At 61.9% G+C, this 14,671-nt stretch carries 16 protein-coding genes; all 16 read left to right on the top strand.

Annotated features, from left to right (window positions below):
- Window positions 1-24 precede the first annotated feature (24 nt).
- The 16 genes from C3F12_12150 to C3F12_12075 all read left to right on the top strand — a co-directional run bounded on the left by C3F12_12150 (window position 25) and on the right by C3F12_12075 (window position 14,649).
- Complete coding sequence (locus C3F12_12150) at window positions 25-642, top strand: hypothetical protein (GenBank protein PWB43983.1); 618 nt, start codon at window positions 25-27, stop codon at window positions 640-642.
- A 90-nt stretch (window positions 643-732) separates the two neighbouring features.
- Entirely contained in the window at window positions 733-1,431 is a 699-nt protein-coding gene (locus C3F12_12145) for a flagellar biosynthesis protein FlgD (GenBank protein PWB43982.1), read from the top strand.
- Between the two features lie 82 nt (window positions 1,432-1,513).
- A complete protein-coding gene (locus C3F12_12140; protein ID PWB43981.1) occupies window positions 1,514-2,722 on the top strand; it encodes a flagellar biosynthesis protein FlgE in 1,209 nt (402 codons plus the stop codon).
- A 39-nt stretch (window positions 2,723-2,761) separates the two neighbouring features.
- Window positions 2,762-3,919: a hypothetical protein gene (locus C3F12_12135; GenBank protein ID PWB43980.1), complete on the top strand. Its 1,158-nt coding sequence runs from the start codon at window positions 2,762-2,764 to the stop codon at window positions 3,917-3,919.
- 27 nt (window positions 3,920-3,946) lie between these two features.
- Window positions 3,947-4,141 carry a flagellar protein FlbD gene (locus C3F12_12130; GenBank protein PWB43979.1) on the top strand — a complete coding sequence of 65 codons (195 nt, stop codon included), beginning with the start codon at window positions 3,947-3,949 and terminating at the stop codon, window positions 4,139-4,141.
- Between the two features lie 24 nt (window positions 4,142-4,165).
- The gene (locus C3F12_12125; protein ID PWB43978.1) at window positions 4,166-4,717 is read left to right on the top strand and encodes a flagellar basal body-associated protein FliL; all 552 of its coding nucleotides are present in this window, start codon (window positions 4,166-4,168) and stop codon (window positions 4,715-4,717) included.
- A 353-nt stretch (window positions 4,718-5,070) separates the two neighbouring features.
- Window positions 5,071-6,072 carry a flagellar motor switch protein FliM gene (fliM, locus tag C3F12_12120; GenBank protein PWB43977.1) on the top strand — a complete coding sequence of 334 codons (1,002 nt, stop codon included), beginning with the start codon at window positions 5,071-5,073 and terminating at the stop codon, window positions 6,070-6,072.
- On the top strand, window positions 5,978-7,009 hold the full coding sequence (gene fliN / locus C3F12_12115) for a flagellar motor switch protein FliN (protein ID PWB43976.1): 1,032 nt from the start codon (window positions 5,978-5,980) through the stop codon (window positions 7,007-7,009). Before fliM ends, fliN begins: the two co-directional genes overlap by 95 nt.
- 17 nt (window positions 7,010-7,026) lie before the next feature.
- Entirely contained in the window at window positions 7,027-7,611 is a 585-nt protein-coding gene (locus C3F12_12110) for a flagellar biosynthetic protein FliO (GenBank protein PWB43975.1), read from the top strand.
- Window positions 7,611-8,342, top strand: a complete 732-nt coding sequence (gene fliP, locus C3F12_12105) for a flagellar biosynthetic protein FliP (protein ID PWB43974.1) — start codon at window positions 7,611-7,613, stop codon at window positions 8,340-8,342. The genes C3F12_12110 and fliP overlap by 1 nt, the downstream gene beginning before the upstream one ends.
- A gap of 13 nt (window positions 8,343-8,355) precedes the next feature.
- The gene (fliQ, locus tag C3F12_12100; protein PWB43973.1) at window positions 8,356-8,625 is read left to right on the top strand and encodes a flagellar biosynthetic protein FliQ; all 270 of its coding nucleotides are present in this window, start codon (window positions 8,356-8,358) and stop codon (window positions 8,623-8,625) included.
- Between the two features lie 42 nt (window positions 8,626-8,667).
- A complete protein-coding gene (gene fliR / locus C3F12_12095; protein PWB43972.1) occupies window positions 8,668-9,474 on the top strand; it encodes a flagellar biosynthetic protein FliR in 807 nt (268 codons plus the stop codon).
- The gene (flhB, locus tag C3F12_12090; protein PWB43971.1) at window positions 9,461-10,537 is read left to right on the top strand and encodes a flagellar biosynthesis protein FlhB; all 1,077 of its coding nucleotides are present in this window, start codon (window positions 9,461-9,463) and stop codon (window positions 10,535-10,537) included. The genes fliR and flhB overlap by 14 nt, the downstream gene beginning before the upstream one ends.
- On the top strand, window positions 10,537-12,630 hold the full coding sequence (gene flhA / locus C3F12_12085) for a flagellar biosynthesis protein FlhA (protein PWB43970.1): 2,094 nt from the start codon (window positions 10,537-10,539) through the stop codon (window positions 12,628-12,630). Before flhB ends, flhA begins: the two co-directional genes overlap by 1 nt.
- A complete protein-coding gene (gene flhF / locus C3F12_12080; protein PWB43969.1) occupies window positions 12,620-13,792 on the top strand; it encodes a flagellar biosynthesis protein FlhF in 1,173 nt (390 codons plus the stop codon). The genes flhA and flhF overlap by 11 nt, the downstream gene beginning before the upstream one ends.
- Window positions 13,789-14,649: a hypothetical protein gene (locus tag C3F12_12075; GenBank protein PWB43968.1), complete on the top strand. Its 861-nt coding sequence runs from the start codon at window positions 13,789-13,791 to the stop codon at window positions 14,647-14,649. The genes flhF and C3F12_12075 overlap by 4 nt, the downstream gene beginning before the upstream one ends.
- Window positions 14,650-14,671: the final 22 nt, after the last annotated feature.

Here is a 14,671-nt window from a genome sequence, read left to right as displayed (position 1 = left end):
TGTGCTCGCTCATAACCTGAGAAGATGGAGGGGACCAAGATGATTCCAATACTTGCCGCTATCGGGGTCGGCGTATTGGGTACGCTGGCAGAAAAGACCGCTGCGGCCCTTCTTAAGCGGGATCTCGGAGGCCGGATGGCCACTGATCCGACCGGGAGACCCTTCGACGCGATTCTGGGGCAGAGCCGGAGCGTGGCATCAACGCAATCGCCGCTTCTCGTCGCAGCCTCTCCAAGGCCGATGGGACCGCGCGTGGCCGGCGATCTGATCGGACGGAAAGTGGTGGCGAACGGATCGGTCGTCGAGCTACGAGGCTCGATCGCGACGGTGCTGCCGTATCGTCTCCCCACGACTGCCGCTGCCGTACAGATCGAGGTGCGGGACCTTCACGGGACGGTGGTCAGGACTGTGTCGCTCGGGCCGCGGCCAGGAGGCCTTCACCAGCTTCTCTTTGATGGGCGAGGGCTGCCATCCGGCCAATACCTGTATCGGGTGATCGCCACGGATGCGGTGGGTCAGCCGATCGCCGGCGCGAACACTGCCTCGGGGCGCGTGATGGGGGTCCGGTTGGAGAACGGCCGGCCGTTTCTCGATGTCGGACGCGCACTGGTACCGCTGTCCGCCGTCTATCACAATCAGTGACGATCAATGGTCAGCGATACAGGGGCGCCGCTTGCTGCGCCCTGTTTCGGGCAGGGTAAGCCCTGCGCTACATAACGGGAGAGATGATCGATGCAGATCACAAGTGAAAGTGCGATCAGTGCACACAGTACGCAGGGCGTAGGTGCCCCATCAAGCTCCATGCTCGACAGAGGGCTTGGAAAGGATGCCTTCCTGAAGCTGTTGGTGGCGCAGTTAAAGAACCAGAATCCGTTGAACCCGCTGCAGGGTACCGACTTCATTGCCCAGACCGCGCAGTTTACGTCGCTGGAGCAGTTGCAGCAGATCAATGCATCGCTTGCACAGCTCACCGCCGCCTCCGCCGGGACAGATCGTACGTCGCTGGACGCTGTCCTGGCCTCCGCCTACATCGGAAAGGTCGTGACGGCGAATGGGACCATCATCGAGCTTGGGGGTGGGGATCCGGGCACGTTGCGCTACGACCTGCCCAGTGCAGCGACGGTGACTATTCAGGTCAGCGACCTGCAAGGTAACTCGGTACGGACACTTCACCTTGGATCGCAACCGGCGGGCCAGGGGGCGGTGGCGTTCGACGGCCTCGGAGATGATGGGCGCCTGTTGCCGTCCGGGCGTTACCTGTACAAGGTCACGGCTGTTGATTCCTTCGGAGAAAGCGTGGCCGGCGCCGATACCGCCTCCGGCGTCGTGACAGGCATCACCTTCGAGGGGACTCAACCTTTTCTTCTTATAAACGGAAGCCTGGTTCCCTTGAACGCCGTCGCTCAGGTATCACTCCCATCACAGGGATGATAACTGAGATGTAGGGGCGCCGCTTGCGGCGCCCTATTCGGGCAGGGCAAGCCCTGTCCCTGCATAATAGGAGGGGTCATCGATGAGTACATTCAGCACCGCCATCACCGGGCTCAAGGCCTATCAGACCGACCTGGGCGTCATCGGCAACAACATCGCGAACACCAATACCGTAGGTTATAAGGCAAGCCGGGCGCAGTTTTCCGAGCTATTGGTCCAGACGCTTGAGGGGGCTACCCCGCCGACGGATACGAGCGGCGGCGTCGATCCGATGCAGATCGGCGCGGGCGTCATTGTGGGCGGCATCCTGAACATTCAGACGCAGGGGGCGATTGAACCGACCGGGCGGTCATCCGATCTGGCCGTGCAGGGTGAGGGGTTCTTCGTGCTGAGTAACGGCGAGAATCAGGTCTATACGCGGGTCGGCACCTTCGAACTGGATGCCAACGGCAACCTGGTCGATGCCGGGACCGGCCTGAAGGTCCAGGGAATCGATGGCGACATCTCTATCCCCCTGGGGAGTAACGCTGCCAAGGGGACCGAAGCGGTCGAGCTGGCCGGCAACCTCAACGCAAACGATGCGGCCGGTGAGACCGTTGACACGAGCTTCTTCATCATCGATTCCCTGGGCGGCAAGCATCAGGTGAATATTGCCTTTACAAGGGAGACACCGGCCAGTGCCGGCACATGGGATTATGAGGTGTCCGGGACCAATGGCGCCAGCTTTACCGGTGCCGCTTCAGGGGCTATCACCTTTGCGAGCGGCGGAGATATCGGCACCATGACAGGGCCGGGGTCGGCGGGAGGTCTTTTTACCTTCAACCCCGGGACCGCGGCGGCCTCCGGTCAGGAGTTGTCTATCGACTTCAGTGCGCTGACCGGATTTGCCTCCCTCTCGAACGTCTCCATGAAGCAGCAGGACGGACTGCCGCCGGGCAGCCTCAGCTCCTTCAATGTCGCCAGCGACGGGACGGTCAACGGGATTTATAGCAACGGACTGGTCACGGTCATCGACACACTGAAGCTGGCCAGCTTTTCAAATCCGGCCGGTCTGCTGCGACTGGCCAACGGCCAGTTCGGAGAGACCCCCAACTCAGGCGTAGCCCAATTCGGTGCTGCCGGAACCGGCGGGAGAGGAACGATCGTTGCAGGGGCGTTGGAACAGTCGAATGTCGACCTGGGGACGGAACTGGTCAACCTCATCATTGCCCAGCGGGGGTACGAAGCCAATGCCCAGGTGATCTCAGTAGCCAATCAGATCCAACAGACAACCCTCAACCTGTTGCGGTAGCAGGAGCAAAGCGCAGGGTGGAGGGTGTAGGGTGTGGGTATGGCGTTGATTACGGTCACAAGAGAGGTTGCGCCGGGGAGCCTCAGGGTACTCTACCTGCTGGCCGATCAGACGGGGTGCGGATGGTACCGGTGCCTGCTGCCGGGGATCTATCTGCGTAATCTCTACGGACTCGATACACGGGCCGCCGTGTCCTTAAGCGACGAGGTGAGGGCCTTTGCGCGGGATGCCGACATCATCGTCTGTCAGCGACAGCTCTCCGACGGGGTGTTGAAGTTTGTCCACGAGCAGAAGGCGCTGGGAAAGACGATCATCTATGAGTTGGACGACGACTTTTGGCACCTACCGGTGAAAAACCCGGTCTACCGATATTATCAAGCGGAAGGACTCGCAAGGCTTATGCGGTTCATTCGCGCGGCCGACGTCGTCACCGTATCGACCGAGCCGCTCAAACGAGTGGTCGACACCATGCACGATCAGGTGGTCGTGCTGCCTAATGCCGTCGATCCCGATCTGGCCGATGCGATCGTCGAATCATCCATGAAGCGGCACAGCTTCCGAGACGCGCGGGTCAGGATCGGCTGGTCGGGATCAAATTTTCACGAGGGCGATCTTGACGGCGCCATCGACGCCCTCATTCTGCTGGCGCAGCGTTCCGACGTCGTGTTGGTCTTTTTTGGCTGGGTGCCGACGCGGATACGGCGAGAGGTTGCCGCAAACAGCCTCGAGATCCACCCGTTCGTGCCCACCAACAGCTACTATCAGACGATGGCGGCCCTCCGCCTGGACATCGGCGTGGCGCCGCTGTGCGACAACCGCTTCAACGAGGCCAAGAGCAATCTGAAATATCTCGAATACAGCATATTCAAGGTGCCGACCGTGGCCTCCCCCGTCTATCCGTATACCCATACTATTACCGATGGAGAGGACGGTATTCTGGTGAAAAAGAATCGGCATCAGGAGTGGCTGAGACAGTTGACCAGACTGGTTGAGGACAGAGCGGAGCGAGATCGACTGGCCCACCACGCCTATGCCATGGTGAGAGACAGGTTTCATCTCAAGACAAATGTCAGGCGATGGTTGGATGTGTACGGGGGGCTCTGCCGTCGGTCCGGCGGAACGGCGATCCCGGCGTCGTGTGCGCTGCCGTCGATGGATCACCTACGTAAGGGCGCCGAGACGGTGGCGCTCTGTTGAGATCGATATGGATGGATTGACCTGACAATGGTTAAACTGAGCAGGATCAATGGCGTCGAGGTGACGGTGAATGCGGAACTGATCGAGACGGTCGAGGCGACCCCCGATACGATCGTCTCGCTGACGACGGGGAAGAGGTTGATCGTTGTGGAGAGCGTCGATCAGGTAGTCGAGAAGGTGATCGCCTATCGACGCGCGCTCGCAACACCCCTTTGTTCATGAGGGGAGTGCAGGAGGTGATGACAGGTGGCCGACGACGCAAAAGCTGGAAACCATGAGGCGGGTGGAACGGAGTCGTCCGGCGGAGAGGATAAGAAGACCTCGGCCGCAGGCGGTGGGAAGCTCATGGTCATTGCCATGCAGGCTGGGATTTTCATTGCATTGGCCGGTGTCGCCTTTGCGCTCAACATCTACCTCCTGAAGCCGATGCTGGTGGCTGACGGAAAGGAGCAGGTCGAGGCCGTCGAGGTCAAGCCGAAGGAGGAGCGCCATGCCGGAAAGATTCTTCCGCTTGATCCGGCCATTGTCAATATTGCCGGGACGAACGGACGTCGCTATCTGAAGGTCACCGTCCAGATCGAAATTCCGGCAGAAGAGGAGCTGGTGAAGGAGGTCGAGGCGCGCAAGCCCCTCTTAAGCGATCGGCTGATCGAGATCCTGACCGGGAAGCCGCTGGAAGAGGTAACGAGCGCCGGGAGCCTACAGGCCCTGAAGCAGCAGATCGCACAGCAGTTCAGCAAGGAGTTGGGGGCCGATCGGCTGCAGAATGTCTATCTTACCGAGTTCGTGATCCAGTAGAGGCGTCGTTCGTTTCTGCGCCTGCCGTCCAATATTTCATATCGTCCATCCCATTTCCCCTGTCCCGTGCCTCGTCCCCGCCGCAGCGATACGGCCAATTCTTTTCCATGTGATCAGATTTCATCGCCCTCGCTATCTCCCTGTCATTGTGCACTTTCAGAGGCTGTTGCCGCTGAGGCGGTGAACTATTGATCGCGCCGATCGACGGGGGGTCCGTCAAAGCCTCTGATCCGCTCGAAAATCACACCTTCCACCGCCAGTTTGTCCAGCTTCTGCTGGCACTGCACTTGCTATACATCCCCGTAGAGCAATCACTGGATGCCGGTCACTAACCACGGAGCACTGCTGGTCCGATGAGTGAGATCCTGACACAGGAAGAGATCGATTCGCTGTTGTCGGCGGCCGCCAAGGGGACCGTCCCGACCGTCGCCGCCGCCACCCAGGTCAAGCGACCATTTATCCGGTACGACTTCCGCCGGCCCAACCGGATTTCGAAAGAGCAGCTTCAGGCCCTTCAGATGCTTCACGGCCGCTTCGCCAAACAGATGGGGGGGTCGCTCTCGCCGCTGCTGAGGACCTTCGTCGAGATTCGGCCGACCCTGGTCGAACAGATCGCGTATGCCGAATACATCGCATCGGTCAGCTATCCCGCCTGTCTGGGGATCTTCGGAATGAGACCGCTTAAGGGCGGCGCCATTGCCGAACTCCCGCCGCGGTTGATCTTCTACATCATCGATCGGATCCTCGGGGGGGCCGGACGTATCCCCGATGTCGCGCGAGAACTCACCGAGATCGAACGCGCGCTGGTATCTAAGCTGTTCCGGCATACGCTGGAGGACCTGCGGAGCGCCTGGAGCCGCGTCGACCTCTTTCAGTTTGAGCTGTTGAATCTGGAGGTCAATCCCGGCTTCCTCCAACTCGCCGCGCCGACCGACATGGTCATCCTGATCGGTTTCGACGTAAGGATCGGCGAGGTCGAGGGGGTGATGAACCTGTGCTTCCCCTTGTCCATGCTGGAGCCGGTGCTTCCGAGTCTTTCGTTGCGACGATGGATCGCGGGTCACAGGGAGGAGATGGATGAGGGGGCCTCGGGCGAGATCGCCCGGGCCATGCCGGTCGTCGGGCTCAGCGTCCGAGCGTTGCTTGGATCGATCCCGTTGACGGTCCATGAACTCAGCCGTCTCAACGTCGGTGATATCGTACGCCTGGATATGGGAGCGTCGTCCCTCGGCGTCCTTGAGGTGGAGGGGGTCCCGAAATATGTCGTCAAGGTCGGGACCTCGCGCAGAAAGCGGGCTGTTCAGCTTGTCGCGGATATGTCAGAGGGGAGATCGACGAATGGCGTCCACCACTGACCAACACAATCAGGCGACGTCCTCGGCATTGGAGCGGCACGGGAAGCTCGTCTGTGAGGCCGCATCCAAGGTCTTCTCGGCCCTATGCGGTCGGCCGGTCCAGCTTACGGTGGATCGGATGGTTCCGGGATCGCCCTCGACGCTGAACCCGCTGCTGCCTGGACCGTGCATCGGCATGACGATACGGGCGACCCAGGGTCTTGTCGGGACGCAGCTCTTGATCTGGCGGGCGTCCGACGCCGTGACCCTGGCGCACCTGATTCTGGGAGAGGAGCCCGCATCGGGGGCGGAATTGTCTGCGGATTGCCGTGACGCGCTCTCGGAGGCCGTGAATCAGATCAGCGGAAGCCTGGGCACCGCGATGCGAAGCGCGTTAGGGAGACCGGTGACCTTCGAGGCGGAGGCTGTGGCGGACGGGGTCGAGGCCGGGGCCTGCCTTGCGGTATTCCGCGACGAGGCGCCCGCTCCGTGGCTCTGCGTGGCACGTATCATGCGTGACGGTTCAGTGTCGGGGGAGGCGGTGTTAGTCGTCTCCCCGTCTCTGCTGCCGGATGCGGAACAGGTTCAGACCGATAACGATAGCGTGACGGCGAAGGAGGGTGCGGTGTCTGCAACGTCTGCCTCAACTCACAGTCCGTTTGTTCCCCTGAGCGGGGGGGAGCAACGGGTCGGATCTACCAACGGAATCGATATGCTGCTCGACGTCAATCTTCAGGTCAGCGTGGAACTTGGCCGGACCCGGCTTCAGATCCGGGAGATCCTCCAGCTCGGGCCGGGATCGATTGTCGAACTGGATAAACAGGCCGGCGACGCGGTGGATATCCTGGTGAACGACAAGCCGATCGCGAAGGGCGAGGTCATCATCATCGACGAGAACTTCGGGGTCAGGCTGACCAGTATTACGAGCGTCGCCGATCGGATCAAGAACCTGCGATGAGACGGAAACGGGGTGTAATGTGGGTGGCGGTTGTACTCTGGTTGATAGCGGTGCCGTCATCCGCAGGGAGCGCCGAGTTGCCGCAAGGCGCACAGGTGAGCGAGCCGGCGTCGATTGTCGATCCCCAGCCGCTTGATCTGCCGAGCTATCGCGATCCAGAAAGTCCGCTGCCGGAGGCGGGGGTGACCTCGCAGGTCTTTACCGCGCTGGGGACCGTACTGGGTGTCCTGGCGCTCGGCGTCTACCTCTATAAACGGGTTGTGCTGCGCGGGCCGCGCGGCGCCAGTCGGGACGGGACGGTCCGGATCCTCGGTCGGACCTATCTGGGCCCGAAGGAATCGTTGTGTCTCGTACAGGTCGGAACCGACGTCTTGCTGTTGGGTCACACCGGTTCTGGGATTACGCTCTTGCATACGCTTCCGTCGAGCGTCCTAACTGCGCCGTCCGACGGCGGCGTCGATGAGGCATCCATCGGCCCGATGGAGGGAACCGAGCATCGCGCTCCGTCGGGATGGGCGCGAGAACGGAAGGGTGCGCTGGACGGGCTGGAGGGTCGGTTGAGACGACTGAACAGGCTGTGGGGATCCGGAGGTGCGAACTGATGGGGGCCGGACTGCTGGTTGCGGCGTCGCCGCTCGTTGCGGGATCCTCCTCGTTTGTTCCGCTCCCGCAACTGCCGTTGGTAACGGGCGACACGGGGGGTACGGAGCCGACGATGGCCGTACAGATCGTCATCCTGCTGACGCTGTTGTCCCTGGCGCCGGCCCTCGTGATCATGCTGACCTCGTTCTCCAGGATCATCATCGTCCTCTCCTTCCTGCGGACGGCCATGGGGACCCAGCAGATGCCGCCCAATCAGGTCCTGATCGGACTGACGCTGTTTCTGACGCTGTTCATTATGGCGCCGGTGGGCGAGCAGATCAATCGGGAGGCGCTGCAGCCCTATCTGAGTCGGCAGCTTTCTCAGGAGACGGCGCTCGAGCGCGCGATGCAGCCGCTTCGGGCGTTCATGTTCAAGCAGACGCGGGAACGGGACCTGGCCCTCATGGTCCATCTGGCGCGACTGGAGCGTCCAAAAGACCGCGCAGCCGTCCCTACGCGGGTGCTGGTGCCGGCCTATGCCATCAGTGAACTGCGGACCGCCTTTCAGATCGGATTCGTCCTGTTCATCCCCTTCCTCGTGATCGATATGGTGGTCTCGAGCGTGCTCATCTCAATGGGGATGCTGTTTCTTCCCCCTCCGGTGATCTCGTTTCCGTTTAAGTTGCTGTTGTTCGTCCTGGCCGACGGGTGGCATCTGGTGGTGCGCTCGCTGGTGATGGGATTCCAGTGAGGCGGAGGTCCGCATGAATCCACAGGTCGTCCTTGATCTGGGCACGCAGGCCTTGCAGCTTATCCTGCTGCTGTCGGCGCCCATTCTGGCTGCCGGCCTCATTATAGGGCTGCTGGTCAGCATCTTTCAGGCGGTGACCTCGATCCAGGAGGCCACGCTCGCCTTTGTTCCGAAGATTGTGGTGGTGTTCGTGGCGCTCATCCTCTTTTTGCCGTGGATGATGAAGACGATGCTGTCATTTACCGCATCGCTGCTCATCAATCTGCCGCTATACGGACGGTAGCGATCACATGGGGCTGACGATGCGGTACGGGGCCTTGGGAGTATGACGATGGATCCGATGGTGGTGTCCGCCTGGAGTTCGCCGTCGTTTCTGTTGGTCCTCTTCCGTCTCGGGGGTCTGTTCCTCTCCGCGCCGATCTTTGCAGGCAACCACCTTCCCATCTCCTTCAAGGCCGGTTTGGCCCTCTGCCTCGCCGTCAGTCTCTACCCGTTGCTCGGTCACGGCGTCCTCCCTGCGCGCGACGTGGAGCCGTTGTCGTTGCTGCTGAGCATCATGGGGGAGGTTGCGGTCGGGGTCGTGATCGGGCTGGCGGCGCGACTGCTGTTCGTGGGGATCAGTCTGGCGGGGGAGATGGCCGGGGTACAGATGGGCCTCGGCATCGCCAACGTCATTGATCCGCAGTTCCCGCAACAGGCCTCAGTGGTCGCACAATTCCTGGAACTGATGACGGTACTTACGTTTCTGACGCTCCATGGACACCACGCCTTTCTGGAGGCGATCTGGGCCAGCTTCGACTCGATCCCGCTCGGGATGTTTTCCGGGGCGGCGGCTGCTGGGGCCGCCTCGGTTCTGGTCGCGTTGTTCGGCAAGAGTCTGATCCTGGCGGTCAAACTCTCCTCCCCAATCATGGTGGCGGTGCTGATTACCAACGTCGCCATCGGGCTGTTGGCGCGGGTGGTGCCGCAACTGAATTTCTTCGCGTTCGGCCTCACGGTGACCTTTGTCATCGGTCTGCTGGTCCTGCTGGTCTCGTTCCCGCTCCTTATCCACCTGATCGGGATCAGCCCAGGCCAGGTTCGCCTCGAACTGTTTACACTGCTGCGGAGCCTCTCATATGCCACCAGATGACGGTAAGGAGCGGACTGAAGCGGCGACAGGTAAACGTCGCCAGGAGGCCAGGGCCCGCGGCCAGGTTGCGCGCAGCCAGGAGATCAACTCGGCGTTGCTGTTGCTCAGCGGCACACTGATCTTCTACCTGCTCAGTGACACGCTGGTGGCCAACCTGGTCGAGTTCATGCGCCATCACCTGGGACGAGACCTCGGCGGCGAACTGACCGTACCGCGGGTTCATCAGGCGATGCGCAGTACCTCGTTGCTGATGGCGGCGATGCTCGCGCCATTTATGGGCGCGTTGGTTGTGGTGGCCTGCGCCGCGAATGTTGCGCAGGTCGGCTTCATGGCGAATTCGACCGCCTTGTCGCTGAAGTGGGAGCGGTTGAACCCAACGGCAGGATTCGGACGACTCTTCGGGCCGGGGCGGATGCTTGCGGAGTTGGTCAAGTCCTCCCTGAAATTCCTCCTGGTCGGTTTTATCGTCTATCGGACGCTCAACGGCCATCTGTCGGAGATCCCGCTCCTCCTCGATATGACCCCGATGCAGACGCTGACCTGGTTGGGTCGGATCTGTTTTCAACTTGCGCTCCGCGTCAGCCTGGTGTTTCTGGCGCTGGCCGCCATGGATTACGGCTGGCAGCGGTGGCAGTTCGAGAAATCGATCCGGATGACGCGGGAAGAGGTGAAGGAGGAGGCGAAGCAGACCGAAGGTGATCCGGTCATCAAGGGACGAATCAAGAGTCTGCAACGGCAGGCGGCCATGCAGCGGATGATGGCGGATGTCCCGAAAGCGGACGTGGTCGTCGTGAACCCGATCCATTTTGCGGTGGCCATGCGGTACGATGCGACCTCGATGGAGGCCCCGACGGTGGTGGCGAAGGGCGCCAGACTGGTGGCCGAACGGATCGTCGAGACGGCCAGGGCTCACGGGGTTCCGATTGTGGAGGATCCCCCCCTGGCCCGCGCCCTGCACAAATACGTGGCTATCGGTCGACAGATTCCGATCCATCTGTATAAGGCGGTGGCGGAGATCCTGGCCTATGTCTATCGGATGAGCGGAACACGAAAGAGGGCGTGATGAAAGCGACCCACGCCGTACGTCTGACGCCGTTATTGCAGGGTGATGTCCTGGTCGCGCTGGCCAGTATCGGCATCCTCCTGACGATGCTGGTGCCTATCCCGCCGCTTCTCCTCGACCTCCTGCTTGCCGCCAACATTACGCTGGCGCTTCTGATCTTCGTCCTCTCGCTATATATCCTGCGCCCGCTCGATCTGTCCGTGTTTCCGTCGCTCTTGCTGGTGCTGACGTTGTTCCGTCTGTCGTTGAACGTCGCCTCAACACGCCTGGTCCTGTTACACGGCAATGAAGGCACGGCGGCGGCAGGCCGCATCATCAACGCGTTCGGGAGTTTCGTAGTGGGTGGCAGCTACATCGTAGGGGCGGTCGTCTTTGGGATCCTGGCCGTGATCCAGTTCATGGTCATCACCAAGGGCGCGGGGCGAATCGCCGAGGTCTCCGCCCGCTTCACCCTTGATGCCATGCCTGGGAAACAACTGTCGATCGATGCCGAGTTGAACGCCGGGCTGATCAACGAGCAGGAGGCTAGGGCGCGCAGGCTGGAGATCTCGAGGGAGGCCGACTTCTACGGCGCGATGGACGGCGCCAGCAAGTTCGTTCGAGGTGACGCGATCGCCGGGATGATCATTATCGCGATCAATATCCTGGGTGGTTTGGCCGTCGGCGTCCTGCAAAACGGGATGGATCTGATGGAGGCGCTGCAGACCTACACGCTGCTGACGGTCGGCGACGGTCTGGTGGCGCAGATTCCGGCCCTGGCGATCTCGACGGCGGCCGGTATCGTGATGACGAGGGCCGCCTCCGAAGCGGAGCTCAGTTCCACGCTGGGCCGCCAGATACTCTTTCACCCCAAGCCGCTCGGAATTACGGCGGGCGTCCTCCTGTTTGTCGGGCTGATTCCGGGCATGCCCTTCCTGCCGTTCTTCATGGTGGCGGGGCTTGTCGGCGCCGTTGCGTATTCCAGGGTCAAGACCCGGTCGTCAAAGGGTGGACGCGGCGACGGGGAGAGTGGAGAGGAGGGATCGGTGGCGCCATCGGGTCCGGAAAAGGTGGAGACGCTCCTGCCGCTCGACCTGTTGACGTTGGAGGTGGGGTACGGTCTGATCCCGCTGGTGGACGCAAGCCAGGGTGGAGACCTCCTGGATCGAATCAAACTGATCCGCCGCCAATTCGCCCTCGATATGGGGTTTGTGGTCCCGCCCGTCAGGATCCGCGACAACCTGTCGCTCAGACCCAACAGCTACAGTGTCAAGATCAAAGGGGTGGAGGTTGCGCAGGGCGAGGTCCTGGTCGGGCACTTCCTGGCCATGGACCCGGGGACAGCCCAGGAGGCGTTGGATGGGATCGAGACCCAGGAGCCGACCTTCGGGCTGCCGGCACGGTGGATCAGTGCGGCGCTCAAGGAGCGCGCTCAGGTCGTCGGCTATACCGTCGTCGATCCCTCGTCGGTTGTGGCTACCCACCTGTCGGAGATCATACGAAGGGAGGCGCGGGAGTTGGTTGGTCGGCAGGAGGTGCAGGCGCTTCTCGACCACATCAAGCAGACCCATCCCGCCCTGGTGGATGGGATCATTCCCGCTCAGCTTTCGTTGGGCGCCCTGCAGCGGGTGTTGCAGGGGCTGTTGATGGAGGGGGTGTCGATCCGGGATCTTCCGACGACCCTCGAGGCACTGGCCGATTACGCGCCGTACACCAAAGACCCGATCTTGCTGATCGAATATGCGCGACAGGCGCTGGCCAAATCGATCTGTCGATCGCTCATGGCGCCGGACGGCGGGTTGGCGGTGCTGACGCTCGGACCGTCCATCGAACAGGCGTTGGCCGATGCGGTCATACAAAATGAGCAGGAGAGCTATCTGGCGCTGGAACCCAGACTGGCGCAGAAGGTGGTCGAGGCCGTTGCCAAAGGGGTGGAACAGACTCTGCCGCTTTCCGGGCAGCCGGTCTTCCTCTGTACGGCCGCGGTCCGCCCGCACCTGCGACGCCTGATCGAACGGTATCTGCCGCAGGTGACGGTCCTGTCGTACAGCGAGATCGGACCGCGCGTATCGGTGAAGGTCCTCAAAATGGTGGAGTTGTCCGATGCATCTTAAGCGATTTCGCGCCGCAACGATGGATGAGGCGTTACGCCAAATCGGGGAAGAGTTGGGCCCGGAGGCGGTCATCCTGCACACCAAGAGCATTCCGCTCGCCGATGGTCTGTCGTTTACCCGACGACAGGGGGTGGAGGTCATGGCGGCGCTGGACGGTGATCCCCCCAAAGTGTCAAGTGTCAAGTGTCAAGTGTCAAGTATTGACTCAACACTCAACACTCAACACTCAACACTCAACACCCCAACTGCTGAAGCGACGGCGCCGACTCCACCTGAGCTTGAGATATTGCGACGCGAGCTTGAGCAGGTCAAAGGGATGATATCCGGTCTCTACGGCCGAGGGCCCCTGCCGCCCGATCTGTCGCCTGCGCTCGGCCGGATCTACTGGTCGTTGCTGGTCCAGGAGGTCGAGGAGGGAGTAGCCCGTCGGTGGGTCGCCTCCGTGAGGGATGGACTTCGAGAGGCGGCATCCTCCGACGCGGCGCCGGTGTCGTCCGTGCTTGCCGAGGTGTTGGCTCGAGAGGTCGTCAGGACGCCCATATCGTACGCGGGTTCCGGGCGTCGGGTCGTAGCGCTGGTGGGGCCGACGGGGGTCGGCAAGACCACAACGATCGCCAAGCTGGCGGCCGCGTGTCATTTCCGTGAAGGGAAACGGGTGGCGCTGATCACCACCGACACCTATCGGATTGCCGGCGCCCAGCAACTCAAGAGTTACGCCGAACTGATCGGACTGCCCTTCTGTGTGGCGCCGCTGCCGGCGGATCTGAGGCGGGCATTGACGAACGATCGAGATGCCGATGTGATCTTTATCGATACGGTTGGACGGAGCGCCAGGCGGCAGGACCAATTGGAGGAGTTGGCGACCTATGCCCGCCGCGACGACGGATACGAGGTCCACCTGGTCCTGAGCGCAACCACCAAGCGGGCCGACCTGCTGCAGGCCGTCGAGGGGTACAGGCCGCTTCATTTCAGTTCCATTATTGCCACCAAGATCGATGAAACCGCGACCGTAGGGCCGATGTGCGAGGCCGCACTGGCGGCGGCTGTTCCCATTTCGTATTTTACAACGGGTCAAGAGGTTCCGGACGATATCGAAGAGGCGCAGCCGTTACGGCTGGCGCGGCGTCTGGTCGGTGAGTCGGAGCGCAGGGAGGAGGGATGAGGCAGGTGCAGGATCAGGCATCGAAGCTTCGAGAGGGTATGACCGCCACCGAGGGCAGACTCCGAACGATTGCGATCACCAGCGGCAAGGGAGGCGTCGGCAAGACCTCCTTGGCCGTGAATCTGGGAATGCTGTTGGCCGGGGAAGGGCGCCGTGTAGCCCTGTTCGACGGCGATATGGGTCTTGCCAATGTCGACGTGCTGTTGGGGTTGACGCCGAAGTATACGCTGCGCCACGTCGTCGAAGGACACAGGGAGCTTCGCGACATCATGCTGCGTGGGCCGAATGACCTGTACGTCATTCCGGCGAGCCGGGGGGTCGAAGCGATGGCCAATCTCGCCCCCGCGGAGCAGGCCACGCTGTTGGGACGATTGGGACAACTGGAGGGGCTGGTCGACATCCTGTTGCTGGATACCGCAGCGGGCATCTCGCCCAACGTCCTCAGCCTGCTGCTTGCGGCCGACGAGACGATCGTCGTCACCGTTCCGGAACCCACCGCCATCACCGATGCCTACGCGGTGATCAAGGTCCTGTCGCGCCACCGCGCCGATCCGCGCGCGGGCATCCTGATGAACATGGTGGACGGGGCCTCGCAGGCCGAGGCGTTGTTTGAGCAGTTGCGGCGGGTCATCCGGCACTTCCTCAAGGTGGAGGTCCGCTTTGTGGGCCATGTCCTGCGGGATGAGTGCGTGGGCCGGGCCGTTTGCGAGCAGAAGCCGTTCTCGGTCTGTTTCCCCTATGCGAAGGCCTCGCGCTCGCTGGCCGAACTGGCGCGAACGTTGACGGCATCGGGCTGCCACGCGCCACAGACGGAGCCCTTCTGGGATCGAATGGTACATTGGGCCGCGCACCTGTAAAAAAGGTGGATAGACTGTAGGC

The organism is Candidatus Methylomirabilota bacterium (assembly GCA_003104975.1).
In the GTDB taxonomy this organism is placed as follows: domain Bacteria; phylum Methylomirabilota; class Methylomirabilia; order Methylomirabilales; family Methylomirabilaceae; genus Methylomirabilis.
The sequence above is the reverse complement of the archived record's forward strand: the minus strand, read 5'-3'. Positions and strand labels throughout refer to the sequence as shown.

Bases quoted from the DNA above. Each gene is read 5' to 3' on its own strand.
- C3F12_12075 (PWB43968.1), top strand. From the start codon at position 13,789: ATGAGGCAGGTGCAGGATCAGGCATCGAAGCTTCGAGAGGGTATGACC.
- fliM (PWB43977.1), top strand. From the start codon at position 5,071: ATGAGTGAGATCCTGACACAGGAAGAGATCGATTCGCTGTTGTCGGCG.
- flhB (PWB43971.1), top strand. From the start codon at position 9,461: ATGCCACCAGATGACGGTAAGGAGCGGACTGAAGCGGCGACAGGTAAA.
- C3F12_12135 (PWB43980.1), top strand. From the start codon at position 2,762: ATGGCGTTGATTACGGTCACAAGAGAGGTTGCGCCGGGGAGCCTCAGG.
- C3F12_12145 (PWB43982.1), top strand. From the start codon at position 733: ATGCAGATCACAAGTGAAAGTGCGATCAGTGCACACAGTACGCAGGGC.
- fliP (PWB43974.1), top strand. From the start codon at position 7,611: ATGGGGGCCGGACTGCTGGTTGCGGCGTCGCCGCTCGTTGCGGGATCC.
- C3F12_12130 (PWB43979.1), top strand. From the start codon at position 3,947: ATGGTTAAACTGAGCAGGATCAATGGCGTCGAGGTGACGGTGAATGCG.
- C3F12_12140 (PWB43981.1), top strand. From the start codon at position 1,514: ATGAGTACATTCAGCACCGCCATCACCGGGCTCAAGGCCTATCAGACC.
- C3F12_12110 (PWB43975.1), top strand. From the start codon at position 7,027: ATGTGGGTGGCGGTTGTACTCTGGTTGATAGCGGTGCCGTCATCCGCA.
- fliR (PWB43972.1), top strand. From the start codon at position 8,668: ATGACGATGGATCCGATGGTGGTGTCCGCCTGGAGTTCGCCGTCGTTT.
- fliQ (PWB43973.1), top strand. From the start codon at position 8,356: ATGAATCCACAGGTCGTCCTTGATCTGGGCACGCAGGCCTTGCAGCTT.
- C3F12_12150 (PWB43983.1), top strand. From the start codon at position 25: ATGGAGGGGACCAAGATGATTCCAATACTTGCCGCTATCGGGGTCGGC.
- flhA (PWB43970.1), top strand. From the start codon at position 10,537: ATGAAAGCGACCCACGCCGTACGTCTGACGCCGTTATTGCAGGGTGAT.
- fliN (PWB43976.1), top strand. From the start codon at position 5,978: ATGTCGTCAAGGTCGGGACCTCGCGCAGAAAGCGGGCTGTTCAGCTTG.
- flhF (PWB43969.1), top strand. From the start codon at position 12,620: ATGCATCTTAAGCGATTTCGCGCCGCAACGATGGATGAGGCGTTACGC.